Origin of the sequence: Telluria antibiotica, assembly GCF_011682055.1 — a bacterium.
Lineage (GTDB): Bacteria > Pseudomonadota > Gammaproteobacteria > Burkholderiales > Burkholderiaceae_D > Telluria > Telluria antibiotica.
Genome location: NZ_JAAQOM010000003.1, coordinates 398,617 through 417,289, shown reverse-complemented (window position 1 = coordinate 417,289; position 18,673 = coordinate 398,617). Strand labels below are relative to the sequence as shown.

General features: G+C 68.7%; 14 protein-coding genes. 13 read left to right on the top strand and 1 reads right to left on the bottom strand.

The window, feature by feature from the left end:
• Positions 1-4 precede the first annotated feature (4 nt).
• Genes HAV22_RS07100 through atzF form a run of 7 tightly spaced genes read left to right on the top strand, consistent with a single transcriptional unit; the run spans position 5 to position 9,439 of the window.
• Complete coding sequence (locus HAV22_RS07100; RefSeq protein WP_166857963.1) at positions 5-853, top strand: ABC transporter permease; 849 nt, start codon at positions 5-7, stop codon at positions 851-853.
• Positions 854-855: 2 nt separating this feature from the next.
• On the top strand, positions 856-1,689 hold the full coding sequence (locus tag HAV22_RS07095; protein ID WP_166857961.1) for an ABC transporter ATP-binding protein: 834 nt from the start codon (positions 856-858) through the stop codon (positions 1,687-1,689).
• A gap of 10 nt (positions 1,690-1,699) precedes the next feature.
• Entirely contained in the window at positions 1,700-2,455 is a 756-nt protein-coding gene (locus HAV22_RS07090) for an urea amidolyase associated protein UAAP1 (RefSeq protein ID WP_166857959.1), read from the top strand.
• A 10-nt stretch (positions 2,456-2,465) separates the two neighbouring features.
• On the top strand, positions 2,466-3,113 hold the full coding sequence (locus HAV22_RS07085) for an urea amidolyase associated protein UAAP2 (protein WP_166857957.1): 648 nt from the start codon (positions 2,466-2,468) through the stop codon (positions 3,111-3,113).
• 9 nt (positions 3,114-3,122) lie between these two features.
• The gene (gene uca / locus HAV22_RS07080; RefSeq protein WP_166857955.1) at positions 3,123-6,737 is read left to right on the top strand and encodes an urea carboxylase; all 3,615 of its coding nucleotides are present in this window, start codon (positions 3,123-3,125) and stop codon (positions 6,735-6,737) included.
• A gap of 32 nt (positions 6,738-6,769) precedes the next feature.
• Positions 6,770-7,648 (top strand): TorF family putative porin, encoded by an 879-nt coding sequence (locus tag HAV22_RS07075; protein WP_166857953.1) that lies wholly within the window; start codon positions 6,770-6,772, stop codon positions 7,646-7,648.
• A 21-nt stretch (positions 7,649-7,669) separates the two neighbouring features.
• Positions 7,670-9,439 (top strand): allophanate hydrolase, encoded by a 1,770-nt coding sequence (gene atzF / locus HAV22_RS07070; RefSeq protein ID WP_166857951.1) that lies wholly within the window; start codon positions 7,670-7,672, stop codon positions 9,437-9,439.
• 74 nt (positions 9,440-9,513) lie between these two features.
• Here the strand turns inward: atzF and HAV22_RS07065 are convergent, their stop codons facing one another.
• Positions 9,514-11,094 carry a MutS-related protein gene (locus HAV22_RS07065; RefSeq protein ID WP_166857949.1) on the bottom strand — a complete coding sequence of 527 codons (1,581 nt, stop codon included), beginning with the start codon at positions 11,092-11,094 and terminating at the stop codon, positions 9,514-9,516.
• Positions 11,095-11,304: 210 nt separating this feature from the next.
• On the opposite strand from HAV22_RS07065, the gene HAV22_RS07060 reads away from it, so the two are divergent.
• The 6 genes from HAV22_RS07060 to HAV22_RS07035 are packed head-to-tail and all read left to right on the top strand — an operon-like array spanning position 11,305 to position 18,569.
• Positions 11,305-12,573 (top strand): efflux RND transporter periplasmic adaptor subunit, encoded by a 1,269-nt coding sequence (locus tag HAV22_RS07060; protein ID WP_166857947.1) that lies wholly within the window; start codon positions 11,305-11,307, stop codon positions 12,571-12,573.
• A 19-nt stretch (positions 12,574-12,592) separates the two neighbouring features.
• Entirely contained in the window at positions 12,593-13,315 is a 723-nt protein-coding gene (locus HAV22_RS07055; RefSeq protein ID WP_166857945.1) for an ABC transporter ATP-binding protein, read from the top strand.
• An 11-nt stretch (positions 13,316-13,326) separates the two neighbouring features.
• Positions 13,327-14,637, top strand: coding sequence for an ABC transporter permease (locus HAV22_RS07050; RefSeq protein WP_166857943.1), 1,311 nt, complete (start codon positions 13,327-13,329; stop codon positions 14,635-14,637).
• An 18-nt stretch (positions 14,638-14,655) separates the two neighbouring features.
• Complete coding sequence (locus HAV22_RS07045) at positions 14,656-15,891, top strand: ABC transporter permease (protein WP_166857941.1); 1,236 nt, start codon at positions 14,656-14,658, stop codon at positions 15,889-15,891.
• Between the two features lie 24 nt (positions 15,892-15,915).
• A complete protein-coding gene (locus tag HAV22_RS07040) occupies positions 15,916-17,250 on the top strand; it encodes a sigma-54-dependent transcriptional regulator (RefSeq protein WP_166857939.1) in 1,335 nt (444 codons plus the stop codon).
• A complete protein-coding gene (locus HAV22_RS07035; RefSeq protein WP_166857937.1) occupies positions 17,247-18,569 on the top strand; it encodes a sensor histidine kinase in 1,323 nt (440 codons plus the stop codon). The genes HAV22_RS07040 and HAV22_RS07035 overlap by 4 nt, the downstream gene beginning before the upstream one ends.
• The last annotated feature ends 104 nt before the right edge of the window (positions 18,570-18,673 follow it).

Sequence of the window (18,673 nt, the reverse complement as noted above, 5' to 3'; positions counted from 1 at the left end):
GCCCATGCGCGACGACATGTCTCCTATTGACCGCGCGGCCGGCCCGGCGGTGACGCGCAACCGCCGCTCGCCATGGGACGTGCGCGGCGAACTGCGCCGCCGCAGCGCGCTCGCGCTGGCCGTCGCCGGCTTCGTGCTGCCGCTGGCCGCGTGGATACTCGTCTCGCTCGAGGGCTGGGCCGATCCCGTGTTCCTGCCGCCGCCGTGGCAGGTGCTGGCCCAGCTGGGCGACTGGTACCGTGACGGTGACCTGCTGGGCGACATCGTCGTGAGCATCGGCCGCGTATTGGGCGGCTTCTGCGTGGCGACGCTCGTGGCGGTGCCGCTGGGCGTGCTGGTCGGGACCTATGCACCGGTGCGCGCGTTCCTCGAACCGCTCACCGAATTCACCCGCTACCTGCCCGCCGTCGCGTTCATCCCGCTGATCATGCTGTGGGTCGGTATCGACGAAAGCGCGAAGGTCGCGGTGATCTGGGTCGGCGTGTTCTTCCAGATGCTGTTGCTCGTCGCCGCCGACGTGGCGCGCGTGCCGGACGCCCCGATCGACGCGGCGCGCACGATGGGCGCGACCAACGACGAGATCATCAAGTACGTGCTGATCCCGGCCGCGCGTCCCGCCATCCTGACGACCCTCCGCGGCGCGATGTGCCTGGCCTGGACCTACCTGGTCGTGGCCGAACTGGTGGCCGCGAACTCCGGCCTGGGCTACGCGATCCTCAAGGCGCAGCGCTTCCTGCAGACCGACAAGATCTTCGCCGGCATCCTGCTGATCGGCCTTGTGGGCCTGTTCACGGACCAGGCCTTCCGCTGGCTGCACAAACGCTGCTTCCCCTGGCATCACCTGAGAGGCTGACCATGACACCCAAGATTGCCGTACGCGGCCTGACGAAACACTATGGCAGCGGCGCGCGGCGTACGCTCGCGCTGCAGCACGTCGACCTCGACATCGCCGCCGGCGAATTCGTGACCCTGGTCGGCGCGTCCGGCTGCGGCAAGTCCACCTTGCTGCGCACGATCTGCGGCCTGGAGGAATACGTCGCAGGCCGCATCGTCTGCAACGGCAGCGACGTCGACGGCCCCGGCCCCGACCGCGCGATGGTCTTCCAGAGCTACAGCCTGTACCCGTGGCTGACGGTGACCGGCAACATCCGCTTCTGCCGCCGCCTCGCGCACCACGCTGCCGCCACGTCGAGCGAGGTCGAAATCGCCAGCGGCCGCGCCGACGCCCTCATCGGCCTGATGGGACTCTCGCACGTGGCGCACGCGTATCCGGCCGAGCTGTCGGGCGGCATGCAACAGCGCGTGGCGATCGCGCGGGCGCTGATGGCGCGCCCGGACGTCCTGCTGATGGACGAACCGTTCGGTGCGCTGGACGCGCAGACGCGCGAAGTGATGCACGACCTGATCCGCCACGTGCACCACCTCGAGAGAACCACCATCGTGTTCGTCACGCACGACGTGGAGGAAGCGATCTACCTGGGCGAGCGCGTCGTCGTCATGGCGCCGCGCCCGGGGCGCATCGATTCGATCGTCGACGTGCCGTTCGGCGAAAAGCGCCACCAGGACCTCAAATCGTCGCCCGAATTCTCGCACCTGAAGCGGCAGATCCTGAACCGCATCCGCGAGACCTCCGGCGTGAAGACAGACCTGGAACAGCTCGACAAACTCACCCGCACCGCACAAGACTGACGGAGACCCTATGCAGCTCACCGAACAAACCACGGAACTCGCACCCGACCTGGACCCGGCACGCGTGCTGTGGACCGAACGCTTCCCCGGCGGCGCGCACTGGTCGTACCGCGTACGGCGCGGCACCACGCTGCGCTTCATCGCGGTGGAAGCCGGCGCCAACGCATCCGTGCTGCTGTACCGCGCCGACGAGCGCATGGAGCGCCTCAACCTGCCCGACACGCTGAAGGCCCAGCACACGGCGCACCTGACGGCAGGCCACGTGCTGTACTCGGACATGGGCCGCATCCTGGCATCCATCCCGCGCGACACCGTCGGCTGGCACGACCCGCTGTGCGGCGTGTCGGATGCGGACAGCATCGCGCGCCGCTACGGCGTCAAGCGCTACCAGGAACATCGCAACGCCATGCACCGCAACGGCAAGGATAGCCTGCTCGTCGAGATGGGCAAATGGGGCCTGGGCCTGCGCGACCTCATACCCAACGTGAACCTGTTTTCGAAAGTGGCCGTCGACACGGACGGGCGCTTCCGCTTCGCCGAGAACCATGCGCAACCCGGCGACTTCGTCGAACTGCGCTTCGAGATGGACACGCTGGTGCTCGTGTCGACCGCACCGCACCCGCTCGACCCGCGCCCGGACTACGCGCCCGGCAAGGTCGCCATCGTGGCATGGGATTCCGGCCCGGCCGGCGCGGACGACCCATGCCGCCTGTCGTGCCCCGAGAACGGGCGCGGCTACACCAATACCGAAATGATTTACCGCTGAGGAGACCGTCATGCAAACCCTGCGCGAGAGCACGCTCGATCCCGCCGCCGCCCTGGCGATCCACGACCTGCCGGCCGGCGAACCCTGGCTGCACGAGGTCAAACGCGGCCAGACGCTGCGCATCGTCGACCTGGAAGGCAACCAGGCCGTGGACACCATCTTCTACAACGCGGCCGACACGGCCGAAAGCTACAGCGTCACCGACACCCTGCAGCGCCAGGGCGGCATCTACCTGTCGACCGGCTCGGTGCTGTATTCGAACCGCGGCCGCCCGATGTTGTCCATCGTGGCCGACACCTGCGGCCGCCACGACACGCTGGGCGGCGCCTGCGCGGCCGAGAGCAACACGGTGCGCTATGCGCTGCAGAAGAAATTCATGCACAGCTGCCGCGACAACTACCTGCTCGCGCTGGCCCGTGCGGACAACGGCATGGGCAAGCGCGACCTGGTCCCGAACGTGAACTTCTTCATGAACGTGCCGGTGACGGAAGCAGGCGGCCTGTCGTTCGAGGACGGCCTGTCCGCGCCTGGCAAATACGTCGAGCTGCGCGCCGAGATGGACCTGCTGGTGCTGGTCTCGAACTGCCCGCAGCTGAACAACCCGTGCAATGCCTACAACCCTACCCCGGTCCGCTTCGTGACCTGGGACGCCGCCTGAAGGACCGCCATGTTCGACAAGATCCTGATCGCCAACCGCGGCGAAATCGCCTGCCGCGTGATCCGTACCGCGCGCCGCCTCGGCATCAAGACCGTGGCCGTGTATTCCGAAGCCGACGTCGAGTCGCTGCACGTGCGCCTGGCCGACGAAGCCGTGTGCGTGGGCCCGGCGGCGGCGGCCGAGAGCTATCTGTCGGCCGAGCGCGTGCTGGACGCGGCACGCCGGACCGGCACCCAGGCGATCCACCCGGGCTACGGCTTCATGAGCGAGAACGCCGGCTTCGCCGAAGCGTGCGCCGCGGCCGGCATCGCCTTCATCGGCCCGACGCCGAAACAGATGCGCGACTTCGGCCTGAAACACACGGCGCGTGAACTGGCGCAGCAGGCCGACGTGCCGCTGCTGCCGGGCACCGGCCTGCTGGACGGCGTCGAGGAAGCGCTCACCGAAGCACGCCGCATCGGCTATCCCGTGATGTTGAAAAGTACGGCGGGCGGCGGCGGCATCGGCATGCGCCTGTGCCGCGACGACGACGAGCTGGCCGGCGCTTACGCGTCCGTGCGCCACCTGTCCGAGAACAACTTCAAGAACAGCGGCATCTATCTTGAAAAATTCGTCCAGCGCGCGCGCCACGTCGAAGTGCAGATCTTCGGCGACGGCCGCGGCAACGTCGTGTCACTGGGCGAGCGCGATTGCTCCGTCCAGCGCCGTAACCAGAAGGTGATCGAAGAGACGCCAGCACCGGGCTTGTCGGAAGCGACGCGCCACGCGCTGGCCGCCACCGCAGTGCGCCTGGGTGCGGCCATCGACTACCTGTCGGCCGGCACCGTCGAATACGTGCTGGACGCCGACACGGGCGCGTTCTACTTCCTCGAAGTGAACACGCGGCTGCAGGTCGAGCACGGCGTGACGGAAGAAGTGTTCGGCGTCGACCTCGTCGAATGGATGATCCGCGCCGCCGCCGGCGAACTGACGCTGCCGGCGCAGGCGTCGCTGGTACCGCATGGCCACGCGATGCAGCTGCGCGTGTATGCGGAAGACCCGGCACGCAATTTCCAGCCCTGCTCCGGCGTACTGACGGCCGTGGAATTCGAGCCTGGCCTGCGCGTCGACACGTGGGTCGAGCGCGGCGTCACCGTGAGCCCCTTCTACGACCCGCTGCTGGCCAAACTGATCGTCAAGACGGACAGCCGCGCCGCATCGGTGGAACGGCTGTCGCGCGCGCTGGAGACGTCGCGCATCGACGGCATCGAAACGAATCTCGCCTACCTCGCGCGCATCCTGCGCTACGACGATTTCGTCGCCGGCCGCCAGATCACGCAGATGCTGGCCGCGATGGACTTCACGCCACTGACCGTGGAGGTGCTGGACGGCGGCATCCAGACGACGGTGCAGGACTACCCGGGCCGCCTGGGCCTGTGGGCCGTCGGCATCCCGCCGTCCGGCCCGATGGACGCGTACGCGCACCGTGTGGCGAACCACCTGCTCGGCAACGACGCCGCCGCGCCCACGCTGGAAATGACGCTGCAGGGCGCCACCCTGCGCTTCAACTGCGCGTGCACGATCGCGCTGGCCGGCGCCGACCTCGGGGCCAGCGTGGCCGGCGCGGACGGGAAGCGCGAACTCGCCAACTGGAGCGTGCACGCCATGGCCGCCGGAGAAACGCTGCGCTTCGCCGGCGTGCGCGGCGCCGGCGTGCGCGCGTATCTCGCGTTCGCCGGCGGCGTCGACGTGCCGGCGTATCTCGGCAGCCGCGCGACGTTCACCCTGGGCCAGTTCGGCGGCCACGGCGGCCGCGCCGTGCGCGCCGGCGACATGCTCAAGCTGAAACCGGCGCCGGCGCCGGCGCGGCCGCGCGAACTCGCTACCGCCGCCATTCCCGCGTATGCGCATCACTGGGACATCGCGGTGCACTACGGCCCGCACGGCGCGCCGGACTTCTTCACCGAAGATGACATCGCCGTGTTCTTCGGCACGGACTGGCAGGTGCACTTCAATTCCAGCCGCACCGGCGTGCGCCTCGTCGGACCCAAGCCGCGCTGGGCGCGCACGGACGGCGGCGAAGCGGGCCTGCATCCGTCGAACATCCACGACAACGCGTATGCCATCGGCTCGATCGACTTCACCGGCGACATGCCCGTGATCCTCGGCCCGGACGGCCCGAGCCTCGGCGGCTTCGTGTGCCCCGCCGTGATCGTGTCGAGCGATTTGTGGAAGATGGGTCAGCTGAAGCCGGGCGACACCGTGCGCTTCCACCGCGTGTCCGTCGACCAGGCGGCAAGCTTGCGCGCGGCGCTGGAAGCCGTGTTCGAACGACCGGATGCGGCCCCCGTGTGGTCGCCGCCGGCATCGACGGAGGGCCTGGCACAGCCGGCCATCGCGGGCGAAGCGGCACTGCCGGACGGCACCCGCGTCGTGTTCCGCCGCGCCGGCGACGATTATCTGCTGGTGGAATTCGGCGAGCTGGCCCTGGACATCAACCTGCGCTTCCGCGTACACGCGCTGATGTGCGCGCTGGAGGATGCGAAGCTGGACGGCGTCATCGACCTCACTCCCGGCATCCGCTCGCTGCAAGTGCACTTCGACCACCGCCGGCTCCCGGCCGCCCGGCTGCTGGCTGCGATCGGCGCGCTGCTCGCGGCACAGGGTCCGGTCGAGGACATGGTGGTCCCGTCGCGCATCGTGCACCTGCCGCTCGCGTGGAACGATACGCAGACCCGCCTCGCGATCCAGAAGTACGAGACGACCGTGCGCCCGAACGCGCCCTGGTGCCCCAGCAACATCGAATTCATCCGCCGCATCAACGGCCTGGATTCCATCAACGAGGTGTACGACGTGGTGTTCAAGGCCAGCTACATGGTGCTGGGCCTGGGCGACGTCTACCTGGGCGCGCCCGTCGCGACGCCGGTCGACCCGCGCCACCGCCTCGTCACGACGAAGTACAACCCGGCGCGCACGTGGACGCCGGAAAACGCGGTCGGCATCGGCGGTGCCTACCTGTGCGTGTACGGCATGGAAGGCCCGGGCGGCTACCAGTTCGTCGGCCGCACGGTGCAGATGTGGAACCGCTACCGCCAGACGGCCAGCTTCCGCGACGGCAAACCGTGGCTGCTGCGCTTCTTCGACCAGATCCGCTTTCATGAGGTGACGGAAGAACAGTTGCTCGACCACCGGCGCGACTTCCCGCTCGGCCGCTTCGACGTGCGCATCGAAGAGACGACGTTCTCGCTGGCCGACTACAACGCCTTCCTGGCACGCGAAGCGGACACCATCACCGCGTTCAAGACACGCCAGCAGGCCGCGTTCGAAGCCGAGCGCGAACGCTGGCGCACGAGCGGCCAGGCCGAGTGGGCGAGCGAGGAAGCCAGCCTTGATGCCGGCGAACCGGCCGACCTGCCCGCCGGCAGCCAGTATCTGTCGGCCGTGGTGCCGGGCAGCGTCTGGCAGATCGTCGTGCCGCCCGGCGTCCCCGTGCGCGAAGGCGACACGCTGGCCATCTTCGAATCGATGAAGATGGAAATTCCCGTCGTGGCCAGCGCCGACGGCGTGCTGGACGAATGGCTCGTCTCGGAAGGCAAGCCCGTCGCGGCCGGCCAGCGCATCGCCATCTTCACTGCAGCCCCCTGAACCAGACCATCATCCAAAACAAGGAGCCCCACATGCACGACAAGAAGATCATCCTCGCCATCGCCACGCTGCTGCTGACCGGTGCCGCCCGCGCCGACGACGCACCCGCGCCCGCATTCACGGGCCACATCGACCTGGTCAACAAGTACGTCCTGCGCGGCGTCACCTCGACCTACGGACCGGGCCTGCCGGGCCTGGGCAACGCCGGCGCCGATGCGCCCGAATCGGACAAGCCCGCGCTGCAGTGGGGCGTGGACTGGACCCACCCGTCCGGCGTCTACCTGGGCTACTGGGCCTCGCAGATCAATTACTCGTACAAGCGCCTGGCCGAATCGTATTCGAACCGCGCCGTCGCAAGCTTCCAGGACAATAAGTCGATCGAGAACGACTTCTACGGCGGCTACAACGGCAAGGCGGGAAATCTCGGCTACACCGTTGGCCTGACCGGCTACTACTACGTCAACGGCGGCGACTCCGACGCGTTCGAGACCAAGCTGGGCGCCAGCTACGGCGTATTCAGCGTGACGGCGCAGACGCTGCTCAAGGACGTCGTCTGGGGCAACAAGGGCGACACCTACTGGACCGTCGGCGCGAGCCAGCCGATCGCGTACGACATCACCCTGTCCGCCACGCTCGGCTTCTATACGTACCACAAGGAAGGCCGCTACCTGGGCACGGTCGACACGCTGACGGGCGCCCGCTGCGCCGCCGGCACGAGCTTCATCGTCAACGGCTGCTTCGCGGGCGGCGCGCCGGCATCGGCCGGATGGCGTCATCTAACCGTCGGCTTCACGCAGCCAATCGGCGCCAGCGGCTTCACGTGGGGCCTGCAAGGCCTGATCGGCGGCGACAACCGCTTCGGCGTCAAGCAGGGCAACCGCCTGCTGGCATCGCTCAGCTACGGCTTCTGACCTACTCCATTCGCGAACATCATGACGATCATCGACACCCACGCCGCCTACCTGGACGGCACAGCAACGCCCGGCAGCACCATCGAGCAGGCGCTGGCGCGCATCGCCGGCGCGGACCGCCCCGAGATCTGGATCAGCCGCGTGGACGACGCCGCGCTGCGCGCGCAGGCACGCGCGCTCGACGCCGTGCTGGCGGCCGAAGGCGCCGCCGTGCTGGCGCGCCTGCCCCTGCTGGGCATTCCGTTCGCCGTCAAGGACAACATCGACGTCGCCGGCATGCCCACCACGGCCGCCTGCCCCGCCTTCGCGTACGTGCCGGAACAGTCCGCGCCGGTAGTGGACAGACTCCTCGCGGCCGGCGCGCTGCTGGTCGGGAAGACGAACCTGGACCAGTTCGCGACGGGCCTCGTGGGCACGCGCTCGCCGTACGGCGCAGTGCGCAACGCCGTCGATCCCGCTTACGTATCGGGCGGTTCCAGTTCCGGCTCGGCCGTCGCGGTCGCTCTGGGCATGATCGGCTTCGCGCTCGGCACGGACACGGCCGGCTCCGGCCGCGTGCCGGCGGGCCTGAACGGCATCGTGGGCTTGAAACCGACGCGCGGACTGCTCAGCACGCGCGGCGTGGTGCCGGCATGTCGCACGCTCGATTGCGTGTCCGTGTTCGCGCCAGACGTCGCGGACGCGTGGAAGGTGCTGCAGGTCGCCGCCGGCCATGACGCGCGGGACCCGTATTCGCGCCCGATTTCGATGCAGGGCGTACGCCGGCGCGGCTACCGCATCGCCGTACCCGCGCAGCTGGAATTCTTCGGCGACGCCGCCGCGCAAGCCGCTTTCGAGGCGACGCTGGCCCGCCTGCGGGACCTGCCCGGATGCACGTTCGGCACCGTCGACTACACGCCGTTCCGCGCCGCCGCTGCCCTGCTGTACCAGGGGCCATGGGTCGCCGAGCGTCACGCGGCCGTCGGCGCCTTCATCGATGCCCAGCCCGACGCCGCGCACCCGGTGGTGGCTGGCATCATCGGCCAGGCCAACGGCTACGACGCCACGGACGCGTTCCAGGGCCAATACATGCTGGCGGCGCTGCGCCGCGCGGCCGAGGATGCGCTGGCCGACTACGACTTCCTGCTGGTACCGACGACGCCGACCATGCCGCGCATCTCCGACGTACTGGAACGGCCGGTGGAACTGAATTCGCAGCTGGGCTATTACACGAACTTCGTGAACTTCTTCGACATGGCCGCGCTGGCCGTGCCGGGGCAGAACCGCGCGGACGGCCTGCCGGCCGGCGTCACGCTGATCGGCAACGCCGGCAGCGACCATATGCTGGCGACGGCCGCCGCGGCGCTGCTCGGCGGCGCCGATGCGAACGCGCTGGCCGCGGATCCGCTGCCGTTTCGCGAGCCCACCGTGCAGGTAGCCGTCGTGGGCGCCCACCTGGAAGGCCAGCCGCTGAACTGGCAATTGCTGGAACGGGGCGCGCGCAAGATGGCGGCCACGCATACGTCGCCCAACTACCGCCTGTACGCGCTGCCGGGCACGACACCGCCCAAGCCGGGACTGGCCCGGGTGGACGGCGAGGGCACGGCGATCGCGATCGAGGTGTGGGAGTTGCCGCTGCGCCGATTCGGCGAATTCGTGGCCGAGATCCCGGCGCCGCTAGGCATCGGCTCGCTCGAACTGGCGGATGGCCGCTGGGTCAAGGGGTTCATCTGCGAACCCGCCGCGATCGCGGGCGCGACGGACATCAGCATGTTCGGCGGCTGGCGAGCCTATCTCACCAGCCAGCTCTAAAATTCGGGGTCAGAGCACATTGTTTTTTCCGGATTGTCGTCAACGCGACGCTTTGCACTCGATGCTCGGCCAAGTTACGTCATTTCAGCGCCTGGCTGCCGAACATATTGCTCTGACCCCGAATTTTGCCGCCGCTGCGCGAGCCAGCCCGCCACCTGCTCCGCCTTGCGCTGCACGCCCTCGTCGAATCCGTGCTCGGCCAGCAGCGCCACGCCGTTCGTGCGTCCCAGCACGCCCGGTTCCAGCACCAGGCCGTCGCCGCTGCGCACGATGCGCCATGGCGCCAGCGCGTGCGCCAGCAGGGAACCCAGCACGAGGTTGTGCGACGAGACCACCACGAGCGCGTGCCGCGCGAGCTCGTCGACGACGGCCGTCGCAGCCGACACGGACTCCTCGTGGTTCGTGCCGCGGAAGATCTCGTCGACGAGGCAGACGATGGGCGCATCGCCGCGCGCACGCGCGAGCAGCGACCGGGCACGCGCGAGCTCGGCCACGTACAGGCTCTGGCCGCCGAGCAGCGAATCCTCGTTCTGCATGCTGGCGACGACGGGCAGCGCCGGCAGGCTGGCGCGCCGCGCATAGCAGAAGCCGTAGGCGCGCGCGACGACGAGGTTCAGGCCCAGCATGCGCAGGAACGTGCTCTTGCCGACGCCGTTCTGGCCCGACAGGAATACGCCCTTGCCATCCGCATCCAGCGACAGGCCTCTCGCCTCGCCCAGCAGCGGATGCACGCCGCCGTCCAGCGCCAGCGTGCGCGCGTCCGAACGCTCGGCCCAGCACCAGTCCCGGCGCTCCGCCAAGTGGCACGCCAGCGCGGCGTCGGCTTCGAGTTCCGCGCACGACAGATAGCAGCTGCGCAAGAAGTCGCGCTGGCCGAACACGAGGTCAAGCGTGCGGTAGTAATGGCGCACGTCGGCGGCCGCGAACCAGTTCGCGTACTCGCGCGCAACGGACACGCCGGGTATGGCCAGCACCAGGCGGTCCAGCGCGCGGTTCAGGCGCCCGGCCGGCCCGGCGCGCCCCGTGAAATCGGCGGCCAGCGGGCTGCCGCAGCCGTCCAGCCGGGAACTGGCCCGGAGCAGCATCTGCAGCGCGCGCAAGGTGTGCTTCCAGCGGGAGACGCGGTCCTGGTGCCCCAGGTGCAGCATCGCGAGGTAGTACATGGCGATGGCCGTGCCGACCCAGCCCCATGGCGACACGAGCAGCGCCGCCGCGATCGAGGCCGCCAGCAGCACGGGCAGCCACGGCACCCAGCGCAGCCAGCCCGGCCTGGCGGGCGGCGTGTCCGCGAACAGCAGCGTGGCCACGTCGACGTCTGCATGGCGCAGGCAGGCCAGCTTGCGCGTGAGAGTTTCCCGCTGCGCGGGATCGTCCAGCAGCGCCTGGATGCGCGCGCGCCGTGCCGCCACCGCGGCGTCATCGAGACCGCCGCGCAGGTCGCGGTGCAGCACCTGGCGGCCGAACAGGCTCGTGCCGGCCGCCAGCGATTCCGCGTAGCGCGGCAGCAGCAAATCGCGCCATGTCGCGTCGTCGAGCGCGGCGTCGGGGTCGGGCGGCAAGGCGGCGCTCAAGGCGGCCACCTCGTCCTCGGTGAACGTCTGGTCGTATGGTTCCCCTTCGCCAGGCGTCAACAGACGGGACAAAAATGAAGTCATGCAAGACTTTCCACGGCGGCGCCGCATGATTGGTGGCAACCAATTATGGCCGCTTTCCAGATTATCAAGACCGTCCGCGGTGTCCGGCCAGCCGCCGCGCGGACGGTCGCGGACGCGGCCGCGTCCGCTATCCGCTCCAATAAAATCAATGACTTGGCGTCTGGCACGGATCATGCAAATACGACACCGTCCATCCAACGTGTCCACATCATGATCCGCGATACATCCGAACAAGACGCCGTCATCACCCCGCCGGCGGGCCACAAGCTGAAGCGTCGCGCCCTCTGGATCGGCAGCGCCGTCGTCGTCGCCGCCGTGTGCGCCGGCCTCGTGTCCACGTGGCGCGGCAGCGACGCATCCGTCAGCGCGGCGCGGTTGCGCATCGCCGAGGTCACGCGCGGTACGCTCGTGCGCGACGCGTCCGTCAACGGCCGCGTCGTGGCCGCCGTCAGCCCCACGTTGTACGCCAAGGCGCCGTCCACGGTGAACCTGAAGGTCGCCGCCGGCGACACGGTCAAAAAAGGCCAGGTGCTGGCCGTGCTGGAATCGCCCGACCTGACGGACGTGCTGAAACGCGAGGTCTCCGCCTACGAAGGACTGAAGGCCGAGGTGGCGCGCCAGCAGATCCTGTCGCGCAAGCAGAAGCTGCTGGCGCAGAAGGAGGCCGACACCGCCGAGATCGACCGCCTGTCCGCCCAGCGCACGCTGGAGCGCTACGACAGCGTGGGCCAGGTCGGCATCATCGCCAAGAACGATTACCAGAAGGCGAAGGACGCGGTGCAGTCGGCCCAGATCCGCGCGAAGCACGCGAGCGAAGCCGCCGTGCTGGAAGGCGAGGACGTGGCGCTCGCGCTGAAGACGAAGATGAACGACCTGGAACGGGCGCGCCTGTCGATGGAGGAAGCGCAGCGCCGCGTGGACGAGCTGACCGTGCGCGCGCCCGTCGACGGTTTCATCGGCACCCTGAACGTGCAGGACCGCATGGTCGTCGCCGCGAACGCGCCGCTGATGACGCTCGTCGACCTGTCGAAGCTCGAAGTCGAACTCGAGGTGCCGGAGACCTATGCGGCCGACCTGGGCCTGGGCATGAACGCGGAAGTGGCCCTGCCTTCCGGCACCGCGGCGGGCAAGCTGTCCGCGCTGTCGCCGGAAGTCGTCAAGAGCATGGTGCTGGCGCGCGTGCGCTTCGACGGCGAACAGCCGAAGGGCCTGCGCCAGAGCCAGCGCGTGACGGCGCGCCTGCTCATCGAAGAAAAGCCGAACGTGCTGATGGTGCAGCGCGGCCCGTTCGTCGAAAGCGAGGGCGGACGCTATGCGTACGTCGTGCGCGACGGGATCGCCACGCGCACGCCGATCCGCATGGGCGCGACGAGCCTGTCCGCTGTCGAAATCCTTTCCGGCCTGAAGCAGGGCGACAGAATCGTCGTCGCCGGCACCGATGCCTTCAACAACGCTCAACGTGTCTCGATCAACCAATAACGAACCCAAAGGAACAGCCATGCTGCGCATGACCAATTTGAGCAAGGTGTACCGCACCCACATGATCGAGACGCACGCGCTGCGCGGCTTCGAGATCGAAGTCAAGGAAGGCGAATTCGTCACGGTGACGGGGCCGTCGGGGTCGGGCAAGACGAGCTTCCTGAACATCGCCGGCCTGCTCGAGGAATTCACGGCCGGCGAATACATCCTCGACGGCATCAACGTGAAAGGCCTGGACGACGGAGCGCGCTCGCGCCTGCGCAACGAAAAACTGGGCTTCATCTTCCAGGGCTTCAACCTGATCCCCGACCTGAACCTGTACGACAACGTCGACGTCCCGCTGCGCTACCGCGGCTTCAACGCCAGCGAGCGCAAGAAGCGCATCGAGGACGCGCTGTCGAAGGTCGGCCTGGCGTCGCGCATGAAGCATTATCCGGCCGAGCTGTCCGGCGGCCAGCAGCAGCGCGTCGCCATCGCGCGCGCGCTCGCGGGCTCGCCGAAGCTCCTGCTGGCGGACGAACCGACCGGTAACCTCGACACGCAGATGGCACGCGGCGTGATGGAGCTGCTGGAAGAGATCAACGCGGCCGGCACGACAATCCTGATGGTCACGCACGACCCGGAACTGGCCGTGCGCACGACGCGCAACGTGCACATCATCGACGGCCAGGTGTCGGACCTCGTGCGGCGCGGCCCGACGCTCGTCGACACGAAGTCCACCGCCGCCGCGACTCCCGTTTGAAAGGACGCATCATGTTCGGCTATTACTTCAGGCTCGGCGTGCGCAGCCTGCGCCGCAACCCTGCCCTCACGGCGCTGATGGTCGTCACCCTGGCCGTCGGCGTGGCCGCCAGCGTGTCCACGCTGACGATTCTCCACATGATGTCGAGCGACCCGATCCCGCAAAAGAGCGACCGCCTGTTCGTGCCGCTGATCGACCCGGGCCCCGCGAAAGGCTATACGCCGGGCGAGCGGCCCGACGACATCCAGATCACGTACCAGGACGCGATGAACATGCTCAAGAGCGGCCAGGGCGTGCGCCGCACGGCGATGTACGGCGTCGAGGCGTCGGTCGAGCCGCCGCGACGCGAGATCGCCCCGTTCAACATGGGCGGCCTGGCGCCCACGCGCGACTTCTTCGCGATGTTCGACGTGCCGTTCGACTACGGCCAGCCGTGGACCGAGGCGGACGAGGCGCGCGGTGCCGACGTCGTCGTGCTGAGCCGCGCGATGGCGGACAAGCTGTTCGGCGACGTCAACCCGGTCGGCCAGCGCCTGAACCTGATGGGCTTCCCGTTCACCGTCGTCGGCGTCGCCGCGAAATGGAAGATGCTGCCGCGCGTCTATCAGCTGCAAGGCGGCTCGCCGTACGCCACCGGCGAGGAATTCTTCATTCCGCTGGCGACGGCCATCCGCCACGAAACCCAGCACCGCGGCGGCATGAGCTGCTCCGCGAACACCGGACCGGGCTTCGCCGCGCGGCTCGCGTCGGACTGCACGTGGATCACCGCGTGGTTCGAAACCGCGTCGGCCGGCGACCGCGCCGACCTGCAATCGTGGCTCGACAACTATGCGGCCGAACAGCGCAAGCTGGGCCGCCTGACGCGCAACGCGCCGAACCAGCTGTTCGACGTCCAGGGCTGGATGGAATACACGCACGTCGTCGGCAAGGACAGCCGGCTGCAGACCTGGCTCGCATTCGGTTTCCTCGCGCTGTGCCTCGTGAACACGATCGGCCTGCTGCTGGCCAAGTTTTCCGTGCGCGCCGCCGAGATCGGCGTGCGGCGTGCGCTGGGCGCCTCGCGCGCCGAGATCTTCCGCCAATTCCTGATCGAGACGGCCGTCGTGGGTCTCGTCGGCGGCGTGCTGGGCCTGGTCCTCGCATTCGGCGCGCTCGCGCTGATCCGCTTGTCGAGCGATTCGATGGCAACCGTCGCCCACATGGACTGGGAAATGCTGGGCCTGACCTTCGTGATCTCGGTCGGCGCCGCCATCGTGGCCGGCCTGCTGCCGACCTGGCGCGCGTGCCAGGTCACGCCGGCGATCCAGCTCAAATCGCAATAAGGCCCCTTGGAGAACGTCATGGAATTCCGTCCCATCCTGTCCGCGCTGCTGCGCAACAAGACCGGCCCCCTGCTGGTGGCCTTGCAGGTCGCACTGAGCCTGGCGATCCTCGCCAACGCCGTGCACATCGTGAACGAGCGGCGCGCCGTCATGTCGCGCCCGTCCGGCCTCGCCGACGAGCATGCGGTGTTCCACATCGCCGTGCGCACGCTCAGCAACGCCACGCCGGAGCAGCAGCTGGCCGACATCAAGCGCCAGACCGAGGTCCTGCGCGCCGTCCCCGGCGTGGTCGCCGCGGCCCAGGTCAGCCAGATGCCGCTGTCGCGCAGCGGCAGCAACACGAGCATCGTGCTCGATCCGCGCCAGGAGCGCCCCAACACCGACGTATCGACGTATGTGTCGGGCGATTCGCTCATCAAGGCGTTCGGCCTCACGCTCGTCGAGGGCCGCGACTTCCAGCCGCAGGAACTCATCGACGTGAACGAAGCCACGGAAGACGTATATCCGCCAGGCGTCATCATCACGAAGCCGACGGCCGACAAGCTGTGGCCCGGCGCGAGCGCGATCGGCAAGACGTTCTACTTCGGCATCGGCGCCGACGCCCATCCGGCACGCATCATCGGCGTGGTCGAGAACCTGATCAGCGCACACGGCGAGACCAAGGACAAGGGCATGCACTCCGTACTGATCCCGCAGCGCCAGTACGGCGGCGGCCGCGGCGCGCTGTACGCCGTGCGCACGGAACCGGGCCAGCGCGACCGCGTGATGAAGGAAGCGGAAGCGGCGCTGCGCAAATCGTCGGCCACGCCGATGATCATGGACATCAAGACCACCGACGAAGACCGCAAGAACCGCTACCGCGGCGACGCCGCCCTGCAATGGATGCTGATCACCGTGAGCGCGCTGCTCGTGCTGATCACCTGCTCCGGCATCGTCGGCATGGCCAGCCTGTGGGTCACGCAGCGGCGCAAGCAGATCGGCGTGCGCCGCGCGCTGGGCGCGAAGAAGAGCGACATCCTGCGCTACTTCATCACGGAGAACTTCATGATCACGAGCGCCGGCGTATTCGGCGGCGTGGCGCTGGGGCTCGCACTGAACCAGCTTCTCGTGAGCCAGCTGGAAATGGCGCGCCTGCCGGCCGGCTACCTCGTGTTCGGCGCCCTCGGCTTCTGGCTGCTCGGTGTGCTCGCGGCCTACGGCCCGGCGTGGCGCGCGGCCAGCATCTCGCCGGCGACGGCGACCCGCAGCGTGTGATGCGGGAGTGATATGCTAGCGGGCATGCCTACCGTTTTGATCATCGACGACAACGCCGCCGTCGGCATCGCGCTCGACGTGCTGTTCTCGCTGCACGACATCGCGTCGCTGCGCGCCGCCTCGCCCGAGGAAGGCCTCGCCATCCTCGCGCGCGAGCCCGTCGACCTGGTCATCCAGGACATGAACTTCACGGCCGACACGACGTCCGGCGAGGAAGGCGTGGCACTGTTCCGCGCGATCCGGAAAGAATACCCGGACCTTCCGGTGATCCTGCTGACGGCGTGGACGCACCTGGACGCGGCCGTCGACCTGATCAAGGCCGGTGCCGCCGACTACCTGTCGAAGCCGTGGAACGACGACCGCCTGCTCGCGACCGTGACGAACCTGATCGAGCTGGGACAGGCGAACCGCGCCCTCGGCCAGCGCCTGCAGCGCGAACGCCGTGCGCGGCGCGAGCTGGAACAGAATTTCGACCTGCGCGGCCTCGTGTGGGCCGACCCGGCCACGGAACGCGTGCTGAGCCTCGCCTGCCAGGTGGCGCGCGCCGACGTGCCGATCCTGATCACGGGGCCGAACGGCACGGGCAAGGAGCGCATCGCCGAGATCATCCAGGCCAACTCGATGGTCCGCGACGGACCGTTCGTGGTGCTCAATTGCGGCGCGCTGCCGTCGGAACTGATCGAGGCCGAACTGTTCGGGGCCGACGCGGGCGCATACACGGGCGCCTCCAAAGCGCGCGAAGGAAAATTCGAGGCGGCAGATGGTGGCACGCTATTCCTCGACGAGATCGGCAACCTGCCACTGGCTGGCCAGATGAAACTCCTGCGCGTGCTGGAGACGGGCCGCTTCGAGCGCCTCGGCTCGAACCGCGAGCGCCAGGTGAAGGTGCGCGTGATCAGCGCGACGAACGCGGACCTCGCGGCGATGATCCGCGCCGGCACCTTCCGCGAAGACCTGTTCTATCGCCTGAACGTGATCGAATTGAGGCTGCCCGCGCTGGCCGCGCGCCCCGGCGACATCCTGCCGCTGGCGCACGGCTTTCTCCCGCGCGGCAAGACACTGCACCCGGGCGCGGAAGCCGCCCTGCTCGCCCACACGTGGCCGGGGAATGTGCGTGAGCTGAAGAACGTGATGGCGCGTGCGAACCTGCTGGCCCAGGGCGACGTGATCAAGGCGGCCGACCTCGGCCTGCCCCCGCCGGCCGGCGGCGCGCCCGATGCGGAGCCGGACCGCGACGCCATCATGCAGGCGCTCACGCGCGCGGGCGGCGTGATCGCGCAGGCGGCCGCGGAACTGGGGCTGTCGCGCCAAGCGTTATACCGGCGCATGGAGCGATTGGGCATCGCCCGCGCCGCATGAAATTCCGGCTGTCCCTCGTCACGCGCTGGTCGGCCCTCGTCGGCACGTTGCTGGCGGTCGGGATCCTGATCGCGCTCGCGCTCGACCACCTGCTGCCCGGCCAGCCACTGGCCGTGCTGGGCATCTGCCTGCTGTGCGTGGTGCCCATCTCCATCATCACCCTGCGCTCGCAGGTGCAGCCGATCCTGTCGCTGTTCCGCGCCCTCGAAGGCACGGTCACGAGCTACCGCGACGGCGATTTTTCGTTCAGCCTGCACTGGCCGCAGAACGACGAACTGTCGGACCTCATCGCCGCCCACAACGCGCTGGGCGAAGTGCTGCGCGAGCAGCGCCTGGACCTCGTGCAGCGCGAGCTGCTGCTCGACACGATGGTGCAGAACACGCCCGTCGCGATGCTGCTCGTGACGCAGCCGCCGGGCGCGTCCGACCGCGTGATCGTGTATGCCAACGTGGCCGCGCGCCAGTTGCTGTTCGAAGGCGCGAAATTGGAAGGCCACGCGCTGCACGACGTGCTGGCCAGGACGCCCGCGCTCGTGGAGGCGCTTGCGCGCGGCGGCGACGGCCTGTTCACCGCGGGCGATGGCGAGGAGGAAGAGGTCTACCACCTCGCACGCCGCAATTTCAGCCTGAATGGCCGGCGCCACGAACTGCTGCTGCTGCGCCAGCTGACGGCCGAACTGCGGCGCCAGGAGGTGCAGACGTGGAAAAAAGTCATCCGCGTCATCAGCCACGAGTTGAACAATTCGCTGGCCCCGCTCGCGTCGCTCGCACATTCCGGTACGGAGCTCGTGCGGCGCGGCCAGACGGAGCGCCTGCCGCAGATCCTGCAGACGATCGGCGAGCGCACGCGCCACCTGGAGAGCTTCATCCTCGGCTACGCGCGCTTCGCCAAGCTGCCTGCGCCGCGCGTCGAGACGATCGCCTGGACCGACTTCGTCGCCGGCCTGGCGGACCAGGTCACGTTCCGCCTGGGCGGCGAGCTGCCGGAGACCCCCGCGCACATCGACCGCGCGCAACTGGAGCAGGCTCTCCTCAACCTACTGAAGAACGCCCACGAATCCGGCTCGCGCCCCGAGGACGTCGAACTGCACGTGCGGCGTGTGCAGGACGTGGTCCGCATCGACGTGCTGGACCGCGGCACGGGCATGAACGATGCCGTGCTGACGAACGCCCTCGTCCCGTTCTACTCCACGAAGCGCAGCGGCACGGGCCTCGGGCTGGCGCTGGCGCGCGAAATCGCCGAAGCGCACGGCGGCCGCATCACCCTCGGCAACCGCGAGGGCGGAGGGCTGGCGGTCACGCTGATCCTCCCGGCTTAAATTCGGGGTCAGAGCACTTTTTTTCAGCATCACCCCACCGATTGAGCACCGTTCAACGCACTTACCTACACGATGGGCGGCGTTGGGCGGAACTCGAAATTACA

Coding starts and splice junctions, on each gene's coding strand:
- HAV22_RS07100 (WP_166857963.1), top strand. CDS start 5: ATGCGCGACGACATGTCTCCTATTGACCGCGCGGCCGGCCCGGCGGTG.
- HAV22_RS07095 (WP_166857961.1), top strand. CDS start 856: ATGACACCCAAGATTGCCGTACGCGGCCTGACGAAACACTATGGCAGC.
- HAV22_RS07090 (WP_166857959.1), top strand. CDS start 1,700: ATGCAGCTCACCGAACAAACCACGGAACTCGCACCCGACCTGGACCCG.
- HAV22_RS07085 (WP_166857957.1), top strand. CDS start 2,466: ATGCAAACCCTGCGCGAGAGCACGCTCGATCCCGCCGCCGCCCTGGCG.
- uca (WP_166857955.1), top strand. CDS start 3,123: ATGTTCGACAAGATCCTGATCGCCAACCGCGGCGAAATCGCCTGCCGC.
- HAV22_RS07075 (WP_166857953.1), top strand. CDS start 6,770: ATGCACGACAAGAAGATCATCCTCGCCATCGCCACGCTGCTGCTGACC.
- atzF (WP_166857951.1), top strand. CDS start 7,670: ATGACGATCATCGACACCCACGCCGCCTACCTGGACGGCACAGCAACG.
- HAV22_RS07065 (WP_166857949.1), bottom strand. CDS start 11,094: ATGACTTCATTTTTGTCCCGTCTGTTGACGCCTGGCGAAGGGGAACCA.
- HAV22_RS07060 (WP_166857947.1), top strand. CDS start 11,305: ATGATCCGCGATACATCCGAACAAGACGCCGTCATCACCCCGCCGGCG.
- HAV22_RS07055 (WP_166857945.1), top strand. CDS start 12,593: ATGCTGCGCATGACCAATTTGAGCAAGGTGTACCGCACCCACATGATC.
- HAV22_RS07050 (WP_166857943.1), top strand. CDS start 13,327: ATGTTCGGCTATTACTTCAGGCTCGGCGTGCGCAGCCTGCGCCGCAAC.
- HAV22_RS07045 (WP_166857941.1), top strand. CDS start 14,656: ATGGAATTCCGTCCCATCCTGTCCGCGCTGCTGCGCAACAAGACCGGC.
- HAV22_RS07040 (WP_166857939.1), top strand. CDS start 15,916: ATGCCTACCGTTTTGATCATCGACGACAACGCCGCCGTCGGCATCGCG.
- HAV22_RS07035 (WP_166857937.1), top strand. CDS start 17,247: ATGAAATTCCGGCTGTCCCTCGTCACGCGCTGGTCGGCCCTCGTCGGC.